Here is a 23,688-nt window from a genome sequence, read left to right as displayed (position 1 = left end):
GTCTAGCCCCGCTGCTGCTCAAAGCGCCAGGCGTCCCGGCACATCTCCAGAAGGCCCCGCTTAGCCGTCCAGCCCAGTTCCTTTTGGGCCTTACTCACATCGGCCCAGCACTGGGCCACATCGCCTGGACGGCGTTCCACGATTCGGTAGGGTATTTTCACCTTGTTGGCCTGTTCGAAAGCGGCGATGAGCTCCAGAACCGAGGTTCCCCGCCCTGTACCCAGGTTGTAGATGTGTACACCGGGCCCCATCTTCTCCAGGGCCGCCAGATGCCCTGCGGCCAAGTCCATGACGTGGATGTAATCCCGCACGCCGGTGCCGTCGGGTGTGGGGTAGTCGCCGCCGAACACCCTAAGCTCCGGCAGGATCCCCTTGGCCACCTGGGTGATGTAGGGCATGAGGTTGTTGGGTATGCCCTGGGGTGCCTCCCCGATGAGCCCGCTTTCGTGGGCGCCCACGGGGTTGAAGTAGCGCAAAAGCGCCACGGACATCTCCGGGTGCCTGCGGGCGGTATCGGTCAGGATCTTTTCCGACATGGCCTTGGTTTCCCCGTAGGGGTTGGTGCGGGGCGGCAGCGCCATGGTTTCCACAAAGGGGACCTCGTTTTCCCCGTACACGGTGGCTGAAGAGCTGAACACGAAGCGCTGCACCCCGTATTTCACACAGTTTTCCAGGAGCACCATGGTGCTGATCAGGTTGTTTTTATAGTAAGCTAGGGGCTTTTCCACCGACTCGCCCACCGCCTTCAGTCCGGCGAAGTGGATCACCCCATCCAGGGGATGGGTGGAGAAGATCAAATCCACCGCGGTTTCATCGGTGGCATCGGCGTGATAAAACAGGGGACGCTTGCCCGTGATCTGCCCTATCCTATCCACCACCGAGCGCTCGCTGTTGCTCAAATTGTCCAAAATGATCACATCGTAACCGCTGTTGAGCAGTTCCACGCAGGTATGGCTGCCGATGTAGCCGGTTCCGCCTGTAACTAGGATGAGCATGGTACCCCTCCTTTCCCAAGATGACACAGTTCGGTTCGGAGTCCCGGGATTCCTCCTTGCCCTTCCTCTCTTTTCCTGTTTTTCCATGGGCGGCAGGATTGAGCCCGCAGCTGGAGAACTCACGCAGTGGGAGGTTATTTGATGAAGCTCATTTCGTGGAATGTGAACGGCCTGAGGGCCTGCTTGAACAAGGGCTTTCTGGACTTCTTTCGGGAAATTGACGCCGATATCTTCTGCATCCAGGAAACCAAACTGCAGGAGGGCCAGGTGCAGCTGGAGCTGCCCGGCTACGAGCAGTATTGGAACTACGCCGAAAAGAAGGGCTACTCCGGCACCGCGGTGTTCACCAAGCCCAAACCCTTAAACGTCCGCTTCGGGCTGGGCAAGGAGGAACACGATCGGGAAGGCCGGGTGATTACCCTAGAATATGATTCCTTTTTCCTCACCAATGTTTACACACCCAATGCCCAGCGGGGCCTGGCCCGTTTGGACTACCGCCTGGTCTGGGATGATGCTTTTCGCTCCTTCGTCCAGGAGCTCAAGCAGGTGAAGCCGGTGATCATCTGCGGAGATCTCAATGTGGCCCACCAAGAGATCGACCTGAAAAACCCCGAGTCCAACCGCAAAAACGCCGGGTTCACCGATGAGGAGCGGGGGAAATTCAGCGAACTTCTGGAGGCAGGGTTTATCGATACCTTCCGCCATTTCTACCCCGACAAACGGGATGCCTACACCTGGTGGGCCTATTTCGCCAAGGCGCGGGAGCGGAACATCGGGTGGAGAATCGATTATTTCCTAACGTCCCAGGACCTGGAGGAAAACCTGGTGGATGCCCTCATCCACGACCAAGTGCTGGGCAGCGATCACTGCCCGGTGGAACTACAGGTCCGGCTGTGAGCAAAGGACGGTGAAGAATATGGCCAGCCACGCTGCAGGTGGTGCTTTCCTGTTGGAGTCCATCCTGACCCGGCAGACCAAAGCCGAGCTGATGCAGCTCTGCCGCAAGCTCCAGATTAAGGGAGTGAGCGGCCTGCGCAAATCGCGCCTGGTTGCCTACTTGCGCCAGCGGCTCCCCGCGGTGATCGCGGGCAAGATGCTCTGTTGGGATCAGTCTATTTACAGCCTGGTGCAGGAAATCACTACGCTTACCCAGATCCACCGCCTGGAGGCAGAAGGCAGCAGCCCCGCGGAGGATTATCTCTTGGAGGAGTACGTGGGCTTTCCGGAAACGTATGGTGATCACCTTTACCTGATCATTCCCCTGGAGATCCAGGAGCTGTTTTTCGCCCTGGACGGGCCCGCCTACCGCCGCAAGGTGCGGGAAAACACCGAGATTGCCCGCTTAACCCGGGGTCTGCTCCACTACTACGGCTGTTTGCCCCTCCATGAACTGGGCAAAATGCTCAACCGCCTCCTGCCCGAGCCGGTGGATGTGGCCAGCATCGGAGAAGTGCTGCGGGAAATCGGTTTTTACAGCTGGAACATCGTCTTTGAGCGGGGCTATTTCTGCGACGGGCGCCTCACGGATCTGGACTACCTCCTAGCTGCCCTCCGGGAGCGGCGGGCCCTGGAGTACCGGCCCTTGAGCTACGCTGAGGCCTGGCAGGCGGGGGAGGCATCCTTTTACCACAGAAACATGCGCCAGATCCGGGAAGTGGCCAGCTTCCTGCATAAACACCAGCTGGAGGAAGAGGCCCCTTACTTTCTCGACCTCCTCTTCAGCCTGGTGCAAACGGATCTCTCGCCCCCTGAGATCGTCTATGCCCTCTTGGAGCACATGGAGAGGGCCACCGATGAAGACATCACCGAACTGGCCCTGGTGGTCTTTGATTTCTACCACTGCGTCCCCCATTGGGTCTTGAAGGGGCATTCGCCGGAGGAGATTATGGAACGGGCCACAAGGCCCGACCCGCCCAGGGAAGATAGACTTAAGCGCAAAGCCATCGTCTACGACTTCGCCACCAGAAAGCGCCTGAGTCCCGATGCCCCCTGCCCCTGCGGCAGCCAGCTGGACTACGGCCACTGCTGCGGCTCAGCATAAAGAAATCCGCACCTCGGTGCGGATTTACTTTGTCAGGGAATACTGGCCTTGATACTGCCTATAGAGGTCGTCCAGTTCTTCCATGCAACCCTGGAGAAGCTCGATCTGGCGGTGAAAAGCGTGGTCCGGGTCCTCCACCTGTGCCGGGAAGTTCGCCTTAAGCTGAGGCAGCAACACCGCGTTTTCCCGCTTGTATTTTTCATAAATCCTGCGGGCATCCTCGGAAAAGCCCCCCTCGTCCTTTACCCACTGGAGCAGATCCTGGCAGTTGGCGATGCGGTCCGCCAGCTTGATTCTGGCCGCATCCTCATCCCTGCAGAGGCTCGGCAAATAATCCTCTTCCCGGCCCGGTTTGCGGGTTAGAAGATCCAAAAGTCTCACCTCAGCGGGACCTAACCCCACCACCACCTGCACCTTATCCAGAGTGTAACCCTTGTGGCCGAAGTCTTCCACCACATCATGGAGGATGGCCACGTTGATCAGGTGCATGGCCCGGAGGCAGTCCTCGTCTCGACCTATGAAACAGAACTTGACCACATCCAGGGGATGCTCCTTACTGTACTTGTCAATGCCCTTCCTGCGCTGTGTACCGTACAGCTCCTCCATCAGCTGCCGCGCGTTTTTCCGACTCACCCTCAGCCTTCTCTCCTCTCCCCCGTGCTTACCATCACCTCTTCACTTCTGCACCTAAGGGCGAGTCCCTCCCGTAAATTAAAGGATTTTGCCCTAACCCAGTTTGATCTGTCCCCGGGCTTGGAGATCGCCTAAGATGCGCTGGTACATGGCGCTGTCGATGATGTATTTCCTCCGGTAAACCCAGTAGCCCACCAGGATGCAGAGGAGGGGCAAAATTAGCATGGCAAACTTCAACAGCACCAGCCCGCCGGCGGTGACATCCGCGGGGGTGAGGGCATCATTGATCCCGGAGAGGATCACCGTTACCCCCACAATGCCGCTGGCCACTGCACCGGCCACCTTGTAGATCACCGGCTGCAGGGAAAAGGTGACGCTCTCGTTGCGCTTACCCAGTTTCCACTGGCCGTATTCCACCGTATCGGTGAGGAACATGAGCATGAGCATCTGGATGAACGCTTCCCCCAAGAAGATCAAAATGCCCGCGGGGCCGATCACCAGCATGTTCATGGGGGCAAAGAAGAAGATCAGATAGCCCAGGACCACCATGGCTGTACTGGCGCTGTAGAGGGCCTCCCGGCTGAATCTCTTACTAAACAGGGGAAAAACGGACAAGGCCCCCAGCTGGCAGAGGCCCAAAATGAGGGCGAAGACCGCGTACATACCCTCATCGCCGTAAGCGTATTTGAAAAAATACAGTCCGAAGCTGGTGGTGGTCACATAGCCGATGGTGAACAGGCCCATGGACACCGCCGCCCAAAGCAGCTGATCGTTTTCGGCGATGGCCTTGACCATGCCCCGCAGGGTGGTGGTCTCCTCCAGTTTGAAGATCTCCCGGTTCTCCCGCACCCCAAAAACGGTGATGGCCTGACCCACCCACATGATCACCACCAGGGCCGCGGTGAACACATGGTAGGCCTGGGTCATGCTGCCCAGCCTTTCCCCCAACATGGTGGTGATGGGTACCAGCCCCACCACAACAGCGAAAAGGCCGACGTTGGCACAGATCTTGGCGAAGGCGCCGATTCTCTCCCGTTCCTGCTGATCCACGCTCAAAGCCGGGAGCATGGACCAGTAGGAGATGTCGTTGGTGGTATAGGCCAGATCCCAGAGGATGAAGAGGATCCCAAACACCACCACGAAACTGGTGCCTTTCAGGCCAAAGTCAGTGAACAAGAGGATTGTGATGATCCCCGAGGTGAGGGCCCCCAGCACAATCCAGGGTTTGAACTTGCCGTACTTGGTGTTGGTGTTGTCCACGATCACACCCATGATGGGGTCGTTCAAAGCATCGAAGATGCGCCCCACCAGGATGATACCGTTGAGCGCCCACAAGGTGGCGCTGGGTACAGTTAAGACATCCGTGAGGTAGAACATGAGGTACATGCTCACCATGGCATAGACCATATCCCGCCCCACGGTGCCCAGGCCGAAGGTGTAGATGTTGCGTTTGGCTGCCTTTTCCATGACCATCCTCCTAGTTTTCCCGCAAGACCACTGCTTCAAAGGGCTCCAGCCGGCCGCCGTAGCTTGTGCGGTCATAGTTGGAAATGACCACTTGGCCCCGGTAGGGCGCCGCGACAGCTGCCTGGGTGAAGTTGAGCAGGACCAGCAGGGATTCCCGTTCCAGTTTGCGCCTGAAGGCGAACAAGCTCTCTTCAATGGCCACCGGCTCAAAATCGCCGGCTTTAAGCACCGGGCTCTCCCGGCGCAGGGCGATCATCTTTTTGTAGAAACTGCGGATGGAGTTGGGATCGTTCAGCTGGGATTCCATGTTGATTTTAGTGTAGTTGCTGTTCACATCGATCCAGGGCTTTCCGGTGGTAAAGCCCGCGTTGGGCCCCCCGTTCCACTGCACGGGCGTGCGGGCGTTATCCCGGGAAGAAGCCTTGATCAGCTTCCACCTAAGGCCCGGGGGGAATCCCAGGCGTTTGGCCAGCTGGTAGACGTTGTGGGACTCGATGTCCCGGATCTGCTCCATGCTGGTGTAGTCGAAATTGGTCATGCCGATTTCCTGTCCCTGATAGATGAAGGGAGTGCCCTTGAGGGTGAGAAGTAAGACGCAGAGGAGCTTAGCCGACTGCTCCCAAAACTCCCCCTCATGGCCGAAGCGGGAAACCGAGCGGGGCTGGTCGTGGTTTTCCAGGTAGTTGGCGTTCCAGGGCACCTCCAGCTGCCACTTGGTGAGGGCCCGGGCCAGGCGCTTGGGACTGAAGCGGCGCTTGAACCACTTGATCAGCAGCTCATCTGCCCCCATATGTTCAAAGGAAAAGACCATATCCAGCTCCCCCTGGCCCAAGAAGTCCCTGGCCATCTGCGTTGTGACAAAGACCGTTTCCCCCACGGTGAAGCAGTCGTAGTGATCGAAGATCTCCCGGCGCAGCTCCTGGAGGATCCGGTGGCAGCCCTCCTGGGAAAGGTAGTGCTCCAAGCCCTTGAGGGCAGGGCGCCACCTGCCGTTTTCCAGGCTGGACTTCCAGATGATGTTGATCACATCGCAGCGAAAGCCGGCAATGCCCTTATTCAGCCAGAAGCGGAGGATATCCTTCACCTCCGCCAGCACCTTGGGGTTGCGGTAGTTGAGATCGGGCTGGTTCTTGGCGAAAAGGTGCAGGTAGTACTCGCCGCTGTGGGGGTCATATTCCCAGGCGGGGCCCCCGAAGAAGCTGCCCCAGTTGTTGGGGGGCCTTTTTCCCCTGCCCGGCCGCCAGATGTAGTAGTCCCGGTAGGGGCTGTTTTTTTCCCGGCTGCTTTGGAACCAGGGATGCTGATCCGAGGTGTGATTGATCACCAGGTCCATGACGATCTTGATGTCCCGCTTAGCCGCCTCCGCGATGAGCTGATCCATATCCTCCATGGTGCCAAACTCGGGGTTGATCCCGGTGTAATCGCTGATGTCATAGCCGTAATCCGCGTTGGGCGAAGGATAGACGGGGCTGAGCCAGATAATGCCCACTCCCAGGTCCTTCAGCTCATCCAGGTGGGCGATGATCCCCTGCAAATCGCCGATGCCATCGCCGTTACTGTCCTGGAAGCTGCGGGGCCAGATCTGATAGACTACCCGCTCCTGCCACCACTTGAGCATCTTCCCTGCCTCCTTTGCTGCTTTTTCCAGCTGCTGCATATTTCTATCTCCCGTTCGCTGATCCCTCCTTAACCTGGGTCTAACACTTCCCTTTCCCCGGGGTGAGGATTACAATGATAATGGTGCTGAAGGCAAAGCAGCAGACTCAAGACAGGGGATGGGCAGATGGATGCACAAGTGGCGGCACACCTTGGCGAGCTGGCGGCGCTCACAGCCGCCCTTTGCTGGTCTTTGAACTCCTTAGCCTTTGAAGCAGCGGGAAGGCGCGTCGGATCACTGGCGGTGAACTACTTGCGGATCTTTGTGGCCTTTCCCCTTTTGACCCTCACCGCCTGGCTCACCCGGGGACTGGCACTACCCCTGGATGCACCCCCCCAGGCCTGGCTCTGGCTCTCCATCTCGGGGCTTGTGGGCTTTGTGTTCGGTGACATTTTTCTTTTTCGGGCCTTTGTGGAGATCGGCTCCCGCATCTCCCTGCTCATCAGGTCCCTGGGCCCGCCCATCACCGCTCTGCTGAGCTTCCTGCTCCTGGGGGAAAGGCTGGCTCCCCGGGGGCTTGTGGGCATTTTCCTGGTCACCCTGGGCATCTCCCTGGTGATCCTGGGCCGCAGCCCCCAGGAGAAAAAAGTGAGGCTGAACCGCCCCTTGAAGGGCGTGATCTACGCCGCCCTGGGGGCTGTGGGTGAAGCTTTGGGCATGGTTTTAAGTAAGCTGGGCATGGGCTCATACAATGCCCTGGCGGCAACCCAGATCCGGCTCCTCGCCGCCTTTCTCGCCTTCACCCTGATCATCACCTGGGGGAAGAAATGGCCGGAGATGGCCAGGGCCCTCCGGGACCTTCCGGCCCTGCGCTTTATTACCCTGGGCGCCATCCTAGGCCCTTTCCTGGGGGTGGCCGCCGCCCTGTTTGCCCTGCAGCGGACACCGGCGGGCATCGCCTCTTCCCTCACCTCGCTCTCGCCGGTCTTGATCATTCCTTTTTCCATGCTGATCTTCAAAGAAAAAGTGCTCCCCAAAGAAGTTCTGGGAGCACTGATCTCCATTGCCGGAGTTGCTTTGCTTTTCCTCTAGGCCCCCAGCACCTTCTGGATGCGCTCCAGGGCCCAATCGATCTCCTCTTTGCTGATCACCAGAGGAGGGGCGAAACGGATGGTCTGTTCGTGGGTTTCCTTGCAGAGGAGTCCCTCGGCCATGAGCCGCTGGCAGAAGGGGCGGGCCGAGCCGTATTCGGTCTTGATCTCCACCCCGATGAGCAGGCCCCTGCCCCGGATTTCCCGCACGTAGGGGCTGTTCAGGGCCTTAAGCCCCTCCAGGAAGTAGTTCCCGAGCTGTTCAGCCCTTCCCGGCAGGTCCTCCTCCAGGATGACCTCCAAGGCAGCCTGGGCCACCGCGGCACCCAAGGGGTTGCCGCCAAAGGTGGAGCCGTGATCGCCGGGGTTGAACACCCCCAAAACTTCCTCGCTGGCCAAAACCGCGGAGACGGGATACACCCCGCCGCCTAGGGCCTTGCCTAAAATGAGCACATCGGGTTTGGCCCCTTCGTGTTCATAGGCGAAGAGCCTGCCTGTGCGGCCCAGGCCGGTCTGGATCTCATCGAGCATCATCAGAAGGTTATGCTCGGTGGCCAGCTCCCGCATCTTGGCCAGGTAGCCCTGGGGAGGCACCACAACTCCCCCCTCACCCTGGATGGGTTCGGCCAGGACAGCAACTGTGTGGGGTGTGATGGCCTTTTCCAAGGCTTCCAGGTCCCCATAGGGCACCAGCACAAAGCCCGGCGTGTAGGGTCCGAACCCGTAGCGGTACTGCTCCTCGCTGGAGAAGCTGATGATGGTCACGGTGCGTCCGTGGAAGTTGTTCTCACAGACGATGATCTCCCCCTGGTTTTCCGGGACGCCCTTGCGCACAAGGCCCCACTTGCGGGCGGCTTTGATGGCCGTCTCCACCGCCTCGGCCCCGGTGTTCATGGGCAGGGCCTTCCCATAGCCTGCCAGTTCACAGAGGGTTTTCAGAAACGGCCCCATGGTCTCATTGTGAAAGGCCCGGGAGGTGAGGGTGCACTTGCCCGCCTGCTCCATCAGGGCGGAGATGATCTTGGGGTGCCTGTGCCCCTGGTTCAAGGCGGAGTAGGCGGAGAGCATATCCAGGTACTTGTTGCCCTCCACATCCCATACCCACACCCCTTCACCCCGCTCAATCACCACGGGCAGGGGATTGTAGTTGCGGGCGCTGTACCTATCGACCTCGCGGATGAACTCCTCAGTCCTGGCCAAGAAGACCAACTCCTTTTTGCTCCTATTTGAGCCTATGCTGCTCGATGAACTCTTCCAGTATTTCTTCGAGATTCGGGCTGCCGATCTCCTGCAAATCGTAGTACACTCTGGTGTTGGGCTGCCTGATCTGCACCACCCGGTTGAGGTCAATGGGCGTACCGATGATCACCGCATCGCAGTCCACCGCCGCGATGGTGGCTTCCAGATCGGCCCGCTGCTCAGGGCTGTAGCCCATGGCAGGCAGCAGGGCGCCGATATGGGGATAAAGTTCGAAGGTGTCCGCGAGGCTGCCCACCGCCGCGGGCCTGGGGTCTACGATCTCTGCCGCTCCGTACTTCTGCGCGGCGATGATGCCGGCCCCCAGCTTCATCTCCCCGTGGGTGAGGGTGGGCCCATCCTCCACTACCAGGACGCGCTTACCTTGGATCAGTTCGGGATTGACCACCCTGATGGGTGAAGCGGCATCCACGATCCGGGCGGTGGGATTCACCAAGCGGATGTTCCGCCGCACGGTTTCGATGTTTTCCGGAGAAGCGCTGTCGATCTTGTTTATCACCACCACATCGGCCATGCGCAGGTTCACTTCCCCGGGGTAGTAGGCAAGTTCGTGCCCGGCCCGGTGGGGGTCGGCCACGGTGATGTGCAGATCGGGTTTATAGAAGGGGAAGTCGTTGTTGCCGCCATCCCACAAGATCACATCGCAGCCCTGGGGATCGTTTTCCGCTTCCCTGAGGATGGCTTCGTAGTCCACGCCCGCGTAGACCACATTGCCCCGGTCAATGTGGGGTTCATATTCTTCCATCTCTTCAATGGTGCACTGGTGCTTGGCCAGATCCTCGATGGTGGAAAAGCGCTGCACCCGCTGCGCGGCCAGATCCCCGTAGGGCATGGGGTGCCGGACCGCCACCACCCTGATGCCCCGGCTGAGCAGGATCTCCGCCACCTTGCGGGAGGTCTGGCTCTTGCCGGTACCTGTGCGGGTTGCGCACACGGCGATCACCGGCTTGCTGCTCCGGAGCATGGTGTGCTTGGGCCCCAAGAGGGCGAAGTTGGCGCCGGCGGCGTTGACCAGGGCGCTGAGGTGCATCACGTACTCATAGCTCACGTCGCTGTAGGAGAGCACGCACTCATCCACATCGTACTTGGCGATCAGATCCGCGAGCTCCCTCTGATCGTAGATGGGGATGCCCTCTGGATAGAGGCTTCCCGCCAGTTCCGGGGGATATTTGCGGCCGTGGATGTCGGGAATCTGCGTGGCGGTAAAGGCCACCACCTCATAGCGCTCGTTATCCCGGTAATAGGTGTTGAAGTTGTGGAAATCCCTCCCGGCAGCACCCATGATGATTACCTTTTTCCTGGACATGATCTACCTCCTTCTGGTCTTTGAGTATTTACTACTCATCTTTGCATAAATATAAATAATTTTACTCCAGAACCGTATCTGGTACACTTATTTTAACATTCCGGGCCCAGGTGTTCAAGGCGCGGGGAAAATAAAGGGCTGCCCGCCCCTGGGACAGCCCTTATCTTTTGTTTTTCATCCTAACCAGTTTAGTGCTTAGCCTTAAAGGCCAGCATGAAGTCGCGCAGGGCTTCACAAGCCTCCACGGGCACCGCGTTGTAGATGGAAGCCCGGCAGCCGCCGATGGAGCGGTGACCTCCTAGACCCACAAAGCCCGCGGCCGCAGCCTCCGCCAGAAACTCCTTCTCCAGCTCTTCCGTTGGTAAGTTGAAGGTCACGTTCATCAAGGAGCGGCTCTCCTTTTCCGCATGGCCCCGGTAGAACCCGCCGCTTTGGTCGATGGCATCGTAGAGGATCCGTGCTTTGAGCTCGTTTTGGCGGGCGATGGCCGCCACACCGCCTTTCCGCTCCACCCAGCTCAGCACCTTGCCTAGCAGATAGATCCCGAAGGTGGGGGGCGTGTTGTAGAGGGACCTGGCCTTGGCGTGGGTGTTGTAGTTGAGCATGGTGGGCAGCTCCTCCCGGGAGCGGCCGAGGAGATCCCTGCGGATAATCACAACGGTAACCCCGGAAGGACCCAGGTTCTTCTGGGCGCCGGCATAGATCAGCCCAAAGCGGCTCACATCAAAGGGCTTGGAGAGGATGTCGCTGGACATGTCCGCCACCAGGGGCACCCCCTTGGTGTCGGGGAACTCCTGCCACTGGGTGCCGTAGATGGTGTTGTTGCTGGTGATGTGGACATAGGCCTCGTCGCCTGTGATCTCCAGCTCCCCCTGGGAAGGGATGCGCCGGAATTTCTCCTCCTTGGTGCTGGCCCCCACTTTGGTCTGGCCGACCTTCACCGCCTCGGCTAAAGCCTTTTCTGACCAGGAGCCGGTGAGGATGTAGTTGGCGGTCTCGCCCTCGCCTAAGAGGTTCAAAGGAACCATGGCAAACTGGAGGCTGGCTCCCCCCTGGAGGAACAAGACTTCGTAATCAGCCGGGATGTTCAAAAGCTGGCGCAGCCTCTGCCCTGCTCCCTCGTGAACCGCATCGTAGTCCTTACTGCGGTGGCTGAGCTCCATGACGGACATGCCGGTGCCGCCGAAGTCCAGAAGTTCTGCCTGGGCCTCCTGGAGAACTTCCAAAGGCAAAGCGGCTGGTCCAGCGTAGAAGTTGTAAGCTCTCTTCACTGCACTGCCTCCCCTCGTTCAGCGTTTGTTTGTTTTCATACTACCACAATTTCATCAAATGGCAACTCCTGCCTTCCCCACCCTTAGCGGTATGATATAATAGTAAAACCTTAGGAAATCTCTCGGTAAAGGAGGATGGCCATGTTTCGTGTGCTGGTCTCGGACAAGATCGCCAAAGAAGGGTTAACTCCCCTGCTGGATAGCGGACAGGTTGAGGTTGTGGAAAAAAACGTAAATGAGGCGGAGGACCTGGAGAGCTACGACGCCCTCCTGGTGCGCAGCGCCACCAAGGTCACAGCAGAGGTCCTGGAGAAGATGCCCAGGCTCAAGATCATCGGCCGGGCCGGAGTGGGTGTGGACAACATCGATGTGGCCGCTGCCACGGCACGGGGGATTGTGGTGGTCAACGCCCCCGACGGCAACACCATCGCCACCGCGGAGCACACCTTCGCCTTGATGCTGGCCATGGCCCGCAAACTCTGCCAGGCCAACGCCTCCCTGCGCCGGGGCGAGTGGAACCGGGCCGCGTTCATGGGCGTGGAGCTTTACGGCAAGACCCTGGGCATTATCGGCTTCGGCCGTATCGGCCGGGAAGTGGCCAAAAGGGCCCGGGCCTTCGAGATGAACGTTTTGGCCTACAGCCGCACCCTCACCCCAGAGCGGGCAGCGGAGGTTGGCGCCAAGGCTGCCAGTCTCGAGGAAATCCTCACCACCGCCGACATTATCACGGTGCACACTCCGGTCACCCCAGAAACCAAGGGGCTGCTTGGGGAAGAGAACCTGCGGAAGACTAAACCCGGCGTGATGATCATCAACGCCGCCCGGGGCGGCATTGTGGATGAAGGGGCCCTGCAGCGCTTTTTGGAGAGCGGACATGTGGCCGCGGCAGCCTTAGATGTCTATGAACAGGAACCGCCGGCCAGCTTCGAACTCATGCAGCTGGATCAGGTTACCGCCACCCCCCACATCGCCGCTTCCACCAAAGAAGCGCAGCTGAAGGTGGCCAAGGTGGTGGCGGAGGAGGTGCTCAGCTTCGCCCTGGGCAAACCGGTACAGAACCGGGTCAACTAAGCGAAAGGAGGCTGCAAAGTGGCTGTCGTCAAACCCTTTCGGGCGGTGAGGCCCAACGGTCAGCTCGCGGCGCAAATCGCGGCCCTGCCCTATGATGTGATGAACTCTCAGGAAGCCAAGGAGATGGTGGCCGGGAATGACCTCTCGTTTTTGCGCATCGACCGCGCCGAAATCAACTTCCCGGAAATTCTAGATCCCCACGATCCCCGGGTGTATGCCAAGGCCCGGGAGCTCTTCCAGGATATGCTCGCCAAGGGGCAGTTCATCCAGGATGAGCAGGAGTGCTTCTATATCTACCGCCAGATCATGGACGGAAGGGCCCAAACTGGCCTGGTGGCCTGCACCTCCATCGATGATTACCAAAACGATGTGATCAAAAAGCACGAGTTCACCAGGCCCGATAAAGAGCAGGACCGGATCGATCACATCAAAGCCCTGGAGGCCCAGACGGGGCCCATCTTCCAGACCTACCGGGATCATGCAGAAGTGGCTGAGATCATCCAGGACTGGGTGGCAAGTCATGAGCCCCTCTACCAGTTCAGCGCCTACGGTGTGGACCAGATCTGCTGGAAGGTGGACTGCCCCCGGACCGTTGAACGGCTGGTGTCGCTTTTCGCCGGCATCGATTATCTCTATATCGCCGATGGACATCACCGCTCCGCGGCCGCGGTGCGGGTGGGTTTGAAACTGCGGGAAAAGAACCCCGACCCCCGGGCGGAGTTCAACTACTTCCTCTCTGTACTCTTCCCCGCCTCTGATCTGAAGATCTGGCCCTACAACCGTTTGGTCAAGGATCTCGGGGGCCTTTCCCGGGAGGAGTTCTTCAGGCAGGTTGAAGAGCGCTTTAGCTTAGCAAAGGCGCCCACAGCTCCCTATGCTCCTGAGGAGAAGGGCACCTTCGGCATGTACATCGCCGGCCAGTGGTACAAGCTCACGCCCCGCCCCGGTGTTGTGCCCACCGATGACCTGGTGAAGAGCCTGGATGTGGCCGTGCTCCAGGATCAGCTCCTGGCACCCATTTTGAAGATCGCCGATCCCCGCACGGATCAGAGGATCGAATTCGTAGGCGGCATCCGGGGCCTCAAAGAGCTGGAGCGGCGGGTTGGGGAGGATATGCAGGTGGCCTTTTCCCTCTACCCCACCTCCATCGAGGAAATCCTGGCGGTGGCGGATCAAGGCCAGGTGATGCCGCCCAAGTCAACCTGGTTTGAGCCCAAGCTCTTAAGCGGTCTGTTCATCCATCGACTCTTCTAAAAAAGGGGCTGGAGGCAACTCCAGCTCCTTTCATCTAGCCAGCCTTAAACCCAGGCTTTCCGCATATTCCCAAGCCTCCCGAAACTCCCGCCGGCTCACCCGGCGGCTCAGCTCCGGATACTCAAAGGCCCGGTAAGAGGGGTAGTATTGATCCATGAGGTTAACCAGGCAATCTGGGGGAAGCTCCCCCTGGATGAACTCCAGCACCCGCTTGGTATCCTCTAGGGCGCCGGGGAGCACTAGGTGGCGGATGAGCAGTCCCCTTTTGGCTGTGCCATCCTCTCCCACCTTCAGTCCTCCCACCTGGCGGTCCATCTCCCTGAGGGCCAGAGCAGCCTTCTCAAAATAGTCCGGCGCCTGGGAGTAGCTGCGGCTGAGCTCCCCGGAGCTGTATTTGAGATCGGGCATGTAAATATCCACAACCCCAGCCAAGAGCCTGAGCACTTCCACGCTTTCATAGCCGCCGCAGTTGTAAACCAGGGGGATGCGCAGCCCCCGCTCCACGGCTAAAGCCACGGCCTCCAGGATCTGGGGCACAAAGTGGGTGGGCGTCACCAAATTGATATTGGGACAGCGGTAGCGGTCCTGGATAGTGAGCATGAGCACGGCCAGCTGCTCGGCGGTGACCGATGTGCCTTCACCGCCCTGGCTCAGCTGGTAGTTCTGGCAGAACACGCAGCGCAGATTGCAGTGCGCGAAGAAGATGGTCCCGGAACCCCCAGTGCCCACCAGCACCCTTTCTTCACCGAAATGGGGGCCGAAGCTGGACACAACTGCGCTGGCGCCGGCCCGGCAAAAGCCCCGGCTCTGCCTGCGGTCCACTGCGCACTCCCGGGGGCACAGCCTGCAGGATTCAAGGTGCTTTTGGGCCCTGCGCACCCGCTCCCACAGCTCTTCCCGGGAAAGCTGGGTGTAACTGGCGCTGCTCACCCTAGCTCCCTCCTTCCCCACATAACAAGGCGCAAGCCCGGGTATCCCCGGGCTTATTTCGCTATGCTTTTAAAATGTCCTTTAGGTCCACGGTGGGTTCATTGGGGTAATCAAATACCCTGCCTTCCCAGGTCCTGATCTTGATGGACCTTTTGCCCCGGGAGATCAGGTACTGGGGGCCGATGGGCGTTTTCCCGTAGCCACCCGGTGCATTGAGGATATAGGTGGGAATAGCCATCCCAGAGGTGTAGCCCCGGAGGTATTCCATAATCTCAATTCCATCATCGATGGAAGTGTTGAAGTGCTTGGTGCCCACCACATCCTTGGCATGGAAGATGTAGTAGGGGCGCACCCTAAGCTTGAGCAGCTCCTGGTTGAGCAGGCGCATCACATACTTATCGTTGTTGATCCCGTTGAGCAGAACCGCCTGATTTCCCAAGGGAATGCCGGCGTTGACCAGTTTGTCACAGGCTGCCTTGGCCTCTGGGGTGACCTCTTTGGGATGGTTAAACTGGGTGTTGATAAACAGCGGCGGATACTTCTTGAGAACCTGGATCAGCTCAGGGGTGATGCGCTGCGGCATGGTCACCAGCACCCTGGTCCCCAGCCGCACATAGTCCACCGTGGGAATGGCCGTAAGCTCTCCCAAAAGCCAATCTAGCGTGCGATCGGAAAGCATTAAGGCATCGCCACCGGTAATGAGCACATCCCTTATTTCCGGGTTGGCTCTAATATAGGCGATGGATTCCTCCAGGACCTTTCTTTCCGTGTGCAGATCTTGAGAGCCAATATTCCTGCGCCTCTGGCAGTGCCGGCAGTACATGGCACACTGGTTCGTTACGTTGATGATCACCCGATCCGGATAGCGCCTGGTGATGCTGCCCGCGGGGTTGGTGTAAGCCTCGCCCATGGGGTCAGCCTGCCCACCGGTGCACAGCTCGGCCTTAGTGGGTATGGCCTGCAGCTTAATGGGATCATAGCGCTGGGTGTCATCGATCAGCGCCAGGTAATAGGGGGAAACTGCCCAGCGGAACTTCTTTTCCACCTCGCGGACGGCCTGGATCTCATCCTCTTCTAAGTTGACGATCTTAAGCAGCGCCTCCACATCGGAGACCCTGTGTCTAAGCTGCCATCTATAGTCATTCCAATCCTCTTCCGTCCCGCCAAAGAGGGCCAGGATCTTGGCCTTCTGCCGGGCATACTGTTCCCGTTGGGCGGGGGCCATGCCGCGGGGAATGGAATCCTTCACAGCTAAATAGTCTTGAACTGCCTCCTTTAGCTCTTGGGCTCTTTGCAGTGCTCTCTCTCTTCTACTCATGCCATCTCCTTTCCGTGGGTTCCTAGGAAACCCCAATATGGTTTTGTCCTCCTTAGGTGCAAAAAAAGGCAGGGTGGAAGGCACCACTGCCCTCCACCCCACCTAACTGCACACCTAACTGCGCTCCTATGCAGTTTTCTTCACGCCGCTGGTCAACACCGACCTGAGTGTGGTAAACATTATACAACAGATCCACCAAAAAAGTCAAAACTACCCGCTTCAGCCAGGGTATGCCACCTGCAGGCTGCCCGTTTCCGGCCCCAGTTGGAAGGCCTGGGGGCCGATCTCCATCTGAACTTTGCCTGTACCTTGGAGATAGGTGATGGTCACATCCTCGGGAGTTATCAGCAGCTCCAGGAGGGCATCTCCAACCTGCAGCTTAAAGCGCAGCTCCGACCAGGCCTCCGGCAGCCTGGGGTTGATCTTTAGCACCTGGTTTTCCACGCGCACGCCGGCAAAGCCGTGCACCGCGGCCTGCCACAGTCCCCCCAGGGAAGCGGCGTGCAGCCCGTGGGCGCTGTTCTGTAGGCCATCGCTTAAGTCGATGCGGCTGGCCTTTTGGAAGTAACGGTAAGCCTCTGCTTTGAGCCCCAGATCGCTGGCCACGGCGCTGTGGATCGCCGCGCTGAGGGAGGAATCGTGCATGGTCTTGGGCTCGTAAAATTCCCAGTTCACCCGCTTTTCCGCTGGGGTGAACTCCCCAGGGAGCAGATGCAGGAGCATGATCACATCGGCCTGCTTCAGCACCTGGGATTCGTTGATCTCCCGCCAGCTGTACACCTTCTGCAGCTCCCCGGGGGTTTCCCGGTACTGGAGCACATCGATTTCCTTGAGCTCCAGGAACCCGGTAAACTGCTCCAAAAGCTCGCCCCTCCGGGGCAGGCGGATCTTTTGGGCGATCTCCTCCCAAAGCTCCGCTTCCGCCTGGGAAAACCCCCACCTCTCCACAAGCTCCCGGCAGGCCAGCTTCTCCAGGAGCTCTTTGGCGAAGAGGAGGTGCTTTTGCACCAGCAGGTTGGTGTAGTAGTTGTTGTCCACCCTTTCTTTGTACTCATCGGGACCCATGATATCCTTCAGCTCGTAGCAGTCTTCCCCTGCATTGTACTCCACCCGGCTGGCCCAGAACCTGGCACCCAGCAGCACCACCTCCGCCCCGTACTGCTCCAGGAAGCGGCGGTCGCCGGTAACCTCCAGGTAGCGCGCGATCGCGTAGGCAATATCCGCGGTGATGTGCTGCTGGTAGATGCCGGTGAGGATGGGGATGGGCTTTTTGGTCTCGAAATCGATGGCACCCACTTTGGGCGTGGTTTCATCGCCGGTATCTGCGCTTTCCCAGGGAAACATGGCGCCCTCGTAGCCGTTTTCCTTGGCCTTGCGCAAAGCCCCCGGCAGCGTATGGTGGCGGTAGCGCAGCTGCAGTTTGGCCACTTCTGGGAACACATGGAGGAAGAAGGGCTGGATGAAGATCTCCGTATCCCAAAAGACGTGCCCCCGGTAACCTTCGCCGCTTAAGCCCTTGGCGGCAACGCTCACCCGGTAATCATGCCAGGAAGCCATCTGCATCAGGTGGAAAAGGGCAAAGCGCAGGGCCAGCTGGTCAAAGTCGGGGCCGGCAAGGCTCAGATCCGCCCGCTCCCAGCGCTTTTCCCAGGCCCTTTTGTGTTCCTCCACCGCCTGGGCCAAACCCCGCTTCTGGGCCCGCAGATTGGCGTTCAGCGCCGCGGCCAGGAGCTGTTCCTGGCTTTTTTGCAGGTCCTTGAACTCCAGGTCCCGGGAGCTGTAGGTGGTCACGAGCTTGTCCAAACCCGCGGCCTCTCCCTGCTCCGCCTGGAACTCCACCCAGAAATCGATGCGGCGGGGGCCGTTCAGATACCCTTCACCCAAGACATGCCCCTGCACGTGATGGGAGGCGGCCTGCACCACCAAGTACTTGTGCTCGTAGGTCTCGCTCACCAGGTAAATCCCCCGCTCCCCAAAGGTGGAGGCCTCCACGGGGGCGCAGTGCTGGGTGCCGCTGTTGGTCACCTGCCCGTCCAGGCGGGAGAGGGCGCGGATGGGCCCGCTGTAGTTCTCGGGCGTCACTGCCACACGCAGTCCGGCCAGGTGATGATCGTGGATGGACACAAAGCGGAAAAAGCGCAGGGTGCTGATCCGGCCCTGCGGGCTCTGCCAGCGCACAAACCGCTCCAGGGTGCCCTCCCTCAAGCGGAGCACCCGGTAGTAATCGAGGATTTCCCCCTGCGTGAGATCAAAGCGCTCGCCGCAGATGGTGATCTCCAAACTCAGCCAATCCGGTAGGTTGGGAAGCTCGGTAACCTCCCGGGGGGCCGCATCAAACAGTCCCGCAAGGTAGGTGCCGGGGGTCCTGTCCCGGTAGGCTTCTTCCGTTGCGCCGCGAGTGCCCAGATAGCCATTTGCTAAGGTGAATAAACTCTCGTAATGTCCGGTGTTCTTGCTGAAGTTCGCTTCTACCAAATCCCAGCGGGGATCGAATGCCATCTACCTTCCTCCTAGCCCTTAGTTCCTGTAAAACTGATTCCTTCCACGAAGTACTGCTGGAAGACGATGAATAAAACTAGCACCGGTAATGCGGAAATGAACGTTCCGGCCAGAATAGGGCCCCAATCGAAGGTGGCGGCCCCGTAGGCCCGCTGCAAATTGAGCAGACCGATGGTCAAGGGATACTTATCCGCGGGTGAAGTGATCACCACCAGGGGCCAGAAAAACTCGTTCCACACGCTCTGGAAGGTCAAGATGGTCAGGGCCCCCAGAGCTGGCCTGGCCAAGGGAAACATGATGCGCCAGAAAATGGTGTAGGTGCTGGCGCCATCAATGCGGGCCGACTCCTCCAGGCTCGCCGGCAGACGTTCGAAGAACTGCTTCATGATGAACACGGAGCTCGCCCCAACCAGGCCCGAGATGATCAGGCCGCTGTAGGTATTGAGCAGCGTGGACACACCAAAGAGCTTGGAGAGGCCGAAGATGCCGTCCCGCAGCACCAGGTAATTGGAGATGAAGGTGACCTGCCCCGGGATCATCATGGAAAAGAGCATAAAGGCAAAAATGCCAGTTCTGCCTGGGAACCTCAGCCGAGCCAGGGCATAGCCCGCCATGGAGGCAAAGAGCAGCGTGGTCAAAACCCGCACCGCCGCCAAAAACAGCGAGTTGCGGATCCAGAGGGTAAAGAGCTGTTTACCCGTGCTCACGCTGTAATTCTCCCTGAACACCCTGGCGTAGTTGGCAAATACATAGGGCAGCAGCCCCGCGCTCACGTTGTTCCAGCTCTGGGTGCGGCCAAGACGCTCAATGCGGTTGGGCGCAAGCGTCGCGGAGACAAACTGCTGGCGCATGGGTACAGTGAGGTCCATGGGCACTTCCCCCAAGGTGACTGGGGCAGTGTTCACCAAGGTGAAGCGGTAGGTGGTGAGCAGCCCATCCTCCAGGGGCTCCCTGCCCACTTCCTGCAGATCCACCACCTGGACATAGTCCGAGGCCCAGTGCTCCACCCGCAGGGCCTGGGCAGCCCCGCCGATCACCCGCCGGGGGATGACCACCTCCGGCGGAGCCGGTTCTTGGCCCGCCTGGGTGTAATAGGTGATTTCAAAGCTGATCTGGCCCCCCGGTCCCAGGCCTCCCATCAGCCCGCTACCGCCCCCTTCTTTGGCCAGGCGGTAAGCGGCCGCCCAGTTGCTGGGCTTGAGCTGGTTCACCACCAGGCTCGGAGGCCACCCGGTGGGGTTGTCCTTTAAGCTGGAAAGCAGGGCAAAGACAAAGGGGCCCATGAAGGCCACGGAAAACAGCAAGAGAAAACAGTAAATCGCGGCCACATTGGCCCAGCGCCTTCTTTGCAGACTAGGCATGGTCCCCCTCCTCCCCCAACACCTTCCGCTGGATGTACACGATCACCGAGGTGAGGATGGCCAGGAACATGGCTGCCGCGCTGGCCATGCCCACCCGGGGTGTGGCGGAACTGGGGAAGATGTTGGAATAGATGTAATAGGCCAGGGTAATGGTGGACTGGCGGGGGGCTTGACCTCCTAAAATGGCCACCTGGTCAAACATCTGCAGGGTTCCGATGAGGCCCATGGTCACCACCAAGAAGGTAATGGGCTTCAGCTGGGGGATCACGATGTAGCGGATCATATGCCAGCGCTCGGCCCCATCCACCGCCGCGGCCTCGTAGAGCTCCCGGGGGATATCCTGCAGACCCGCCAGGTACAAAAGCATAAAGGTGGGCGCGGTGGTCCAGATGTTAAAGAGCATGATCGCCCCCAAGGGCACGGGAAAGGCCAAGCTGCCCAAGAAGTTCGGCCACTTTTTGGTGGTGTTGAACCAGATAATGTCCACCGGGGCCACCTCCCTGGGAGTCAAGAGGCCGAAGCGGACGGCACTGAAAACTACGATAAATGAGAGCAGCAGGGAAAGGAACAAAAAGCTCGGTTCAAACAAGCTCACCGGCCTTCTGCGCAGCTTTTCCCAGCCCACCAGGGACAGCTGCAAAGCCGCGGCCAACAGCAGAAACAGCCCCACAATACCCCGGTATTCCTGGAACTTGGAGATCAGAAAGTTCATCACACCCCGGCGCTGGAAAAACCAGATAAAGATCAAGGTGATCACCACGGACGAAGTGACGCTGGGCATGTAGTAGGCAGCCCTAAAGAAGTTGATGCCCCGGATCCTTTGGTTGAGCACCAGGGCCAAAACGAGGGCCAAAACGGTCTGGGCCGTGGTGACAACCAGCATAAAGGTGAGGGAATGCTTCATGGCCAGGGTGAAGTCGATATCCCTAAAGATATTCAGGTAGTTTTTCAAACCCACCCACTTGGGGGTGGCAAAAAGGTCGTAATCAGTGAAGCTGAAATAGAAAACGCGCACAAAGGCATAGCCAAAAAAGACAATCAGGGTAAACAGAAAAGGAGCCAGCAGCACATAGGGGGCAAGCCTTTCCCCCAGCCCCTGGGACGAACGCCTGCGCACAGCTTCTCCCTCCTTGAAGGGGACATTTGGGTTGCCCCAAATGTCCCCGCTGGATTTATCTTCCCATTACCGCATCTAACCGCTGCTGGGCCTCCTGGAGAGCCTCTTCCACAGTGGCCTGCTTGCTCATGACCGCGGACAGGGCCTGGTCGATGGGACCGGTCCAGTCGCCGCCGTAGGACCCGAAGCTGAAGGGCAGGACGTTGCCATCGGAAGCGCCCAAGAAGACCACGTAGTTGGCCTGGGCTTCCGGATCATCCTGCTGGAAGTAGGGGTTATCGGCCAGAGCTTCCCGGCTGGGGATGGCCAGACCCCGCTCCAGTACCCACTGCTGCACTTCGGGGCTGGTGAGGATTTCCAGCACCTGGAAGGCCGCCTCTTTGTGGGCGGAGGCTGCGTTCATACCCCAAGCCACGGTATACACGAAGTTACCCCGCTGACCCGTTCCGGGATGCTTGGGCATGAGGCAGGCGCCGTACTGGAGGTTGGGTGCATCGCTCTTCAGGGCACCGATGATCCAGGCACCTTCCAAAGCCACCGCAACCTGTTCAGAAGCGAGGGCACCGCCGCCCCAACCCTGGGAGATGTCCTGCGGCATGACGCCTACGCCGGTCTCAGCCATGCCGGTGTACCACTTGATTGCTTCCACAAAGGCCGGGTCGGAAAGATCGCTCTTGCCTTCCGCATTGAAGGGGGTAAAGCCTGCTGCAAAGGCCAAAGCGCCAAAGCGGGCAAACTCAGGCTGCAGGGCCAGGCCGTAGATGTCGGGATCGATGGCGGCTACCTGCTCCAGCTTGGCGTAGAAGGTATCCCAGGTGTCCTCGTTGTTGGGATACTCCACACCTGCGTAATCAAACAGGTCTTTGTTGTAGAAGACCGCCAGGGTGTTGAAGTCTTTGGGAATGCCGTAAATCGTGCCATCCACGGTAAAGGCATCAAGCAGCGAAGGGATGATGTCTTCTGGCTTCAGTACAGTTGACTTTTCCAGATAAGCGTTGAGGGGTTCCACTACGCCGCTTTGGATCAGCGAACCTGCCCACAGAACGTCCATGTAGAAGAGATCAGGCGCGGTTCCCGCCGAGAGGGCGTTGATGATATAGCGCTGGAAGTCATCGGCCACAGGCTCGTACTGCACAGTAATGCCCGTGCCCTCCAGGGCTGGACGTACGAACAGCTCGATCATCTCTTCCACGATGATCGTGTCATTGCCTCCAAAACCGCCAATCCTGATGTGCTGGGCACCTGCCACAGATGCCGCCAAGAACACCACAAGAAGCGCTAAACTCAGTCGTTTCAAGCTAGACCCTCCTCGTTTTTTTCTCCTTCAGTCCACTCCACTTACCTTCCTCCTGCGACACCCCCTTACCGCAACACCTCCTTGCTGCGCACGGGGCCGCTGGAGCCCCGCTGCACCAGCGTGCAGGGCAGGTCCACATGCCTGGGAGTGTAACCGGGATCGTTGATCATGCCGATCAGCTCCCGGGCCGCCAACCTCCCAAAGACATACATGTCCTGCCGAATGGTGGTCAGCGGCGGGCTGACGTGCAGGGCAAAATCCTGATCGTCAAAGCCCACCACTGAAATATCTTCAGGAACACCGCGGCCCATGGCCTGCAGCTGCTCCAGGGCGCCAACCGCCATGAGGTCGCTGGCCACAAACAGGGCCGTGAGCTCCGGGTTAACGGTGAGAAGGTGCTGGGCACCCCTGCGGCCCGATTCCTTGCTGAAATCGCCTTCGAAGATATAGCTCTCCTTGATGGCCAGGCCGCTGTCGCGCATCCCCTGCTCATAACCTAAACGGCGCTGATGGCTGACCCAGGCCCCGCTGTGCCCGTTGATCAGGCCGATGTTCCGGTGCCCCAGGGAAACTAGGTGTTCAACCGCTTTGCGGGCCCCCAAGACGTTATCCACCGAAACGTACGTGGCCCTGGGCCCGTGCACTGGCACATCCACCAGCACAATGGGGAAATCCATCTGGGGAAGATGGCCGATCAGGTCCTCATCGATGCGTAATCCCGAGATAACCGCGCCCCCCAGGCCCCTCTGCCTGCACTGCATGACCACCTCTTCCGCCGTCTGCAGCCTTTGGGTGGCAAAGAGCATCAGGTTCAAGTCGTGGGCGGTGGCCTCGTCCATCAGGCCGCTGATCATCAGGGTGATGAACTGGTTCTGGAAGGTTTCCCGATCCAAGGAGTAGAGGCCAATCGCGCTGCTTTTGCCCATGACCAGCTGCTGGGCAACCCGGTTCGGGACATAATTCAGGGCCTGTGCCGCCTCCATGATCTTTTTTCGGGTTTCCTCGCTCACATCGCTGTGCCCGTTCAAGGCCCGGGACACGGTGGTCACCGAAAACCCCGCTAAGCGGGCGACGTCCTTCAGTGTAGCCGCCATGCAATCATCCCCTGTTATCCGAAACGTTTCGGATCCCAACCAAAAGAAAACGGAGTTTCCTTTCCCCCTCATCCGAAACGTTTCGGATT

General features: G+C 59.2%; 18 protein-coding genes and 1 pseudogene. 5 read left to right on the top strand and 14 right to left on the bottom strand.

What is annotated here, in order from left to right:
* Positions 1 to 2: 2 nt before the first annotated feature.
* Entirely contained in the window at positions 3 to 995 is a 993-nt protein-coding gene (gene galE / locus ACE4YL_RS05690; protein ID WP_461357955.1) for a UDP-glucose 4-epimerase GalE, read from the bottom strand.
* 141 nt (positions 996 to 1,136) lie between these two features.
* Here galE and ACE4YL_RS05685 point away from each other — a divergent pair, with 141 nt between their 5' ends.
* Both ACE4YL_RS05685 and ACE4YL_RS05680 read left to right on the top strand, forming a co-directional pair.
* Entirely contained in the window at positions 1,137 to 1,892 is a 756-nt protein-coding gene (locus ACE4YL_RS05685) for an exodeoxyribonuclease III (protein ID WP_461357956.1), read from the top strand.
* A 19-nt stretch (positions 1,893 to 1,911) separates the two neighbouring features.
* Entirely contained in the window at positions 1,912 to 3,036 is a 1,125-nt protein-coding gene (locus ACE4YL_RS05680) for an SEC-C domain-containing protein (protein ID WP_461357957.1), read from the top strand.
* 24 nt (positions 3,037 to 3,060) lie between these two features.
* Here ACE4YL_RS05680 and ACE4YL_RS05675 read toward each other — a convergent pair whose 3' ends face one another.
* The 3 genes from ACE4YL_RS05675 to ACE4YL_RS05665 all read right to left on the bottom strand — a co-directional run bounded on the left by ACE4YL_RS05675 (position 3,061) and on the right by ACE4YL_RS05665 (position 6,793).
* Positions 3,061 to 3,669, bottom strand: coding sequence for a hypothetical protein (locus ACE4YL_RS05675; protein WP_461357958.1), 609 nt, complete (start codon positions 3,667 to 3,669; stop codon positions 3,061 to 3,063).
* Positions 3,670 to 3,762: 93 nt separating this feature from the next.
* Entirely contained in the window at positions 3,763 to 5,136 is a 1,374-nt protein-coding gene (locus tag ACE4YL_RS05670; RefSeq protein WP_461357959.1) for a glycoside-pentoside-hexuronide (GPH):cation symporter, read from the bottom strand.
* A gap of 10 nt (positions 5,137 to 5,146) precedes the next feature.
* A complete protein-coding gene (locus tag ACE4YL_RS05665) occupies positions 5,147 to 6,793 on the bottom strand; it encodes an alpha-glucosidase (RefSeq protein ID WP_461369353.1) in 1,647 nt (548 codons plus the stop codon).
* A gap of 126 nt (positions 6,794 to 6,919) precedes the next feature.
* Between ACE4YL_RS05665 and ACE4YL_RS05660 the strand changes: the two genes are divergently transcribed.
* Positions 6,920 to 7,825, top strand: coding sequence for a DMT family transporter (locus ACE4YL_RS05660; RefSeq protein WP_461357961.1), 906 nt, complete (start codon positions 6,920 to 6,922; stop codon positions 7,823 to 7,825).
* On the opposite strand, the gene rocD is transcribed toward ACE4YL_RS05660, so the two are convergent.
* The 3 genes from rocD to serC all read right to left on the bottom strand — a co-directional run bounded on the left by rocD (position 7,822) and on the right by serC (position 11,658).
* On the bottom strand, positions 7,822 to 9,024 hold the full coding sequence (gene rocD, locus ACE4YL_RS05655) for an ornithine--oxo-acid transaminase (RefSeq protein ID WP_461359974.1): 1,203 nt from the start codon (positions 9,022 to 9,024) through the stop codon (positions 7,822 to 7,824). The genes ACE4YL_RS05660 and rocD overlap by 4 nt on opposite strands.
* A gap of 22 nt (positions 9,025 to 9,046) precedes the next feature.
* Complete coding sequence (locus ACE4YL_RS05650; RefSeq protein WP_461359973.1) at positions 9,047 to 10,387, bottom strand: cyclic 2,3-diphosphoglycerate synthase; 1,341 nt, start codon at positions 10,385 to 10,387, stop codon at positions 9,047 to 9,049.
* Between the two features lie 188 nt (positions 10,388 to 10,575).
* Positions 10,576 to 11,658, bottom strand: coding sequence for a 3-phosphoserine/phosphohydroxythreonine transaminase (gene serC / locus ACE4YL_RS05645; RefSeq protein WP_461357801.1), 1,083 nt, complete (start codon positions 11,656 to 11,658; stop codon positions 10,576 to 10,578).
* Positions 11,659 to 11,799: 141 nt separating this feature from the next.
* Between serC and ACE4YL_RS05640 the strand changes: the two are divergent.
* Both ACE4YL_RS05640 and ACE4YL_RS05635 read left to right on the top strand, forming a co-directional pair.
* Positions 11,800 to 12,726, top strand: a pseudogene (locus ACE4YL_RS05640) (hydroxyacid dehydrogenase); the annotation flags it as partial.
* Positions 12,727 to 12,747: 21 nt separating this feature from the next.
* The gene (locus ACE4YL_RS05635; protein WP_461359972.1) at positions 12,748 to 13,983 is read left to right on the top strand and encodes a DUF1015 domain-containing protein; all 1,236 of its coding nucleotides are present in this window, start codon (positions 12,748 to 12,750) and stop codon (positions 13,981 to 13,983) included.
* Between the two features lie 30 nt (positions 13,984 to 14,013).
* Here ACE4YL_RS05635 and ACE4YL_RS05630 read toward each other — a convergent pair whose 3' ends face one another.
* From ACE4YL_RS05630 to ACE4YL_RS05600, 7 genes are all read right to left on the bottom strand, one after another.
* A complete protein-coding gene (locus ACE4YL_RS05630) occupies positions 14,014 to 14,913 on the bottom strand; it encodes a radical SAM protein (protein WP_461358440.1) in 900 nt (299 codons plus the stop codon).
* Between the two features lie 61 nt (positions 14,914 to 14,974).
* Positions 14,975 to 16,231 (bottom strand): glutamate 2,3-aminomutase, encoded by a 1,257-nt coding sequence (gene eam, locus ACE4YL_RS05625; RefSeq protein WP_461358441.1) that lies wholly within the window; start codon positions 16,229 to 16,231, stop codon positions 14,975 to 14,977.
* Positions 16,232 to 16,450: 219 nt separating this feature from the next.
* Positions 16,451 to 18,730, bottom strand: coding sequence for a glycoside hydrolase family 65 protein (locus tag ACE4YL_RS05620; protein ID WP_461358442.1), 2,280 nt, complete (start codon positions 18,728 to 18,730; stop codon positions 16,451 to 16,453).
* A gap of 11 nt (positions 18,731 to 18,741) precedes the next feature.
* The gene (locus tag ACE4YL_RS05615; RefSeq protein ID WP_461358443.1) at positions 18,742 to 20,091 is read right to left on the bottom strand and encodes a carbohydrate ABC transporter permease; all 1,350 of its coding nucleotides are present in this window, start codon (positions 20,089 to 20,091) and stop codon (positions 18,742 to 18,744) included.
* Positions 20,084 to 21,208: a carbohydrate ABC transporter permease gene (locus ACE4YL_RS05610; protein WP_461358444.1), complete on the bottom strand. Its 1,125-nt coding sequence runs from the start codon at positions 21,206 to 21,208 to the stop codon at positions 20,084 to 20,086. Before ACE4YL_RS05610 ends, ACE4YL_RS05615 begins: the two co-directional genes overlap by 8 nt.
* Positions 21,209 to 21,263: 55 nt before the next feature.
* Positions 21,264 to 22,505: an ABC transporter substrate-binding protein gene (locus ACE4YL_RS05605; protein ID WP_461358445.1), complete on the bottom strand. Its 1,242-nt coding sequence runs from the start codon at positions 22,503 to 22,505 to the stop codon at positions 21,264 to 21,266.
* A 65-nt stretch (positions 22,506 to 22,570) separates the two neighbouring features.
* Positions 22,571 to 23,599 carry a LacI family DNA-binding transcriptional regulator gene (locus tag ACE4YL_RS05600; RefSeq protein WP_461358446.1) on the bottom strand — a complete coding sequence of 343 codons (1,029 nt, stop codon included), beginning with the start codon at positions 23,597 to 23,599 and terminating at the stop codon, positions 22,571 to 22,573.
* Positions 23,600 to 23,688 lie beyond the last annotated feature (89 nt).

Origin of the sequence: Candidatus Darwinibacter acetoxidans (genome assembly GCF_041936445.1) — a bacterium.
GTDB lineage: Bacteria > Bacillota > Limnochordia > Darwinibacteriales > Darwinibacteriaceae > DTU010.
Note: the sequence above shows the minus strand (reverse complement) of the source record. Positions and strands in the feature narration are given on the sequence as shown.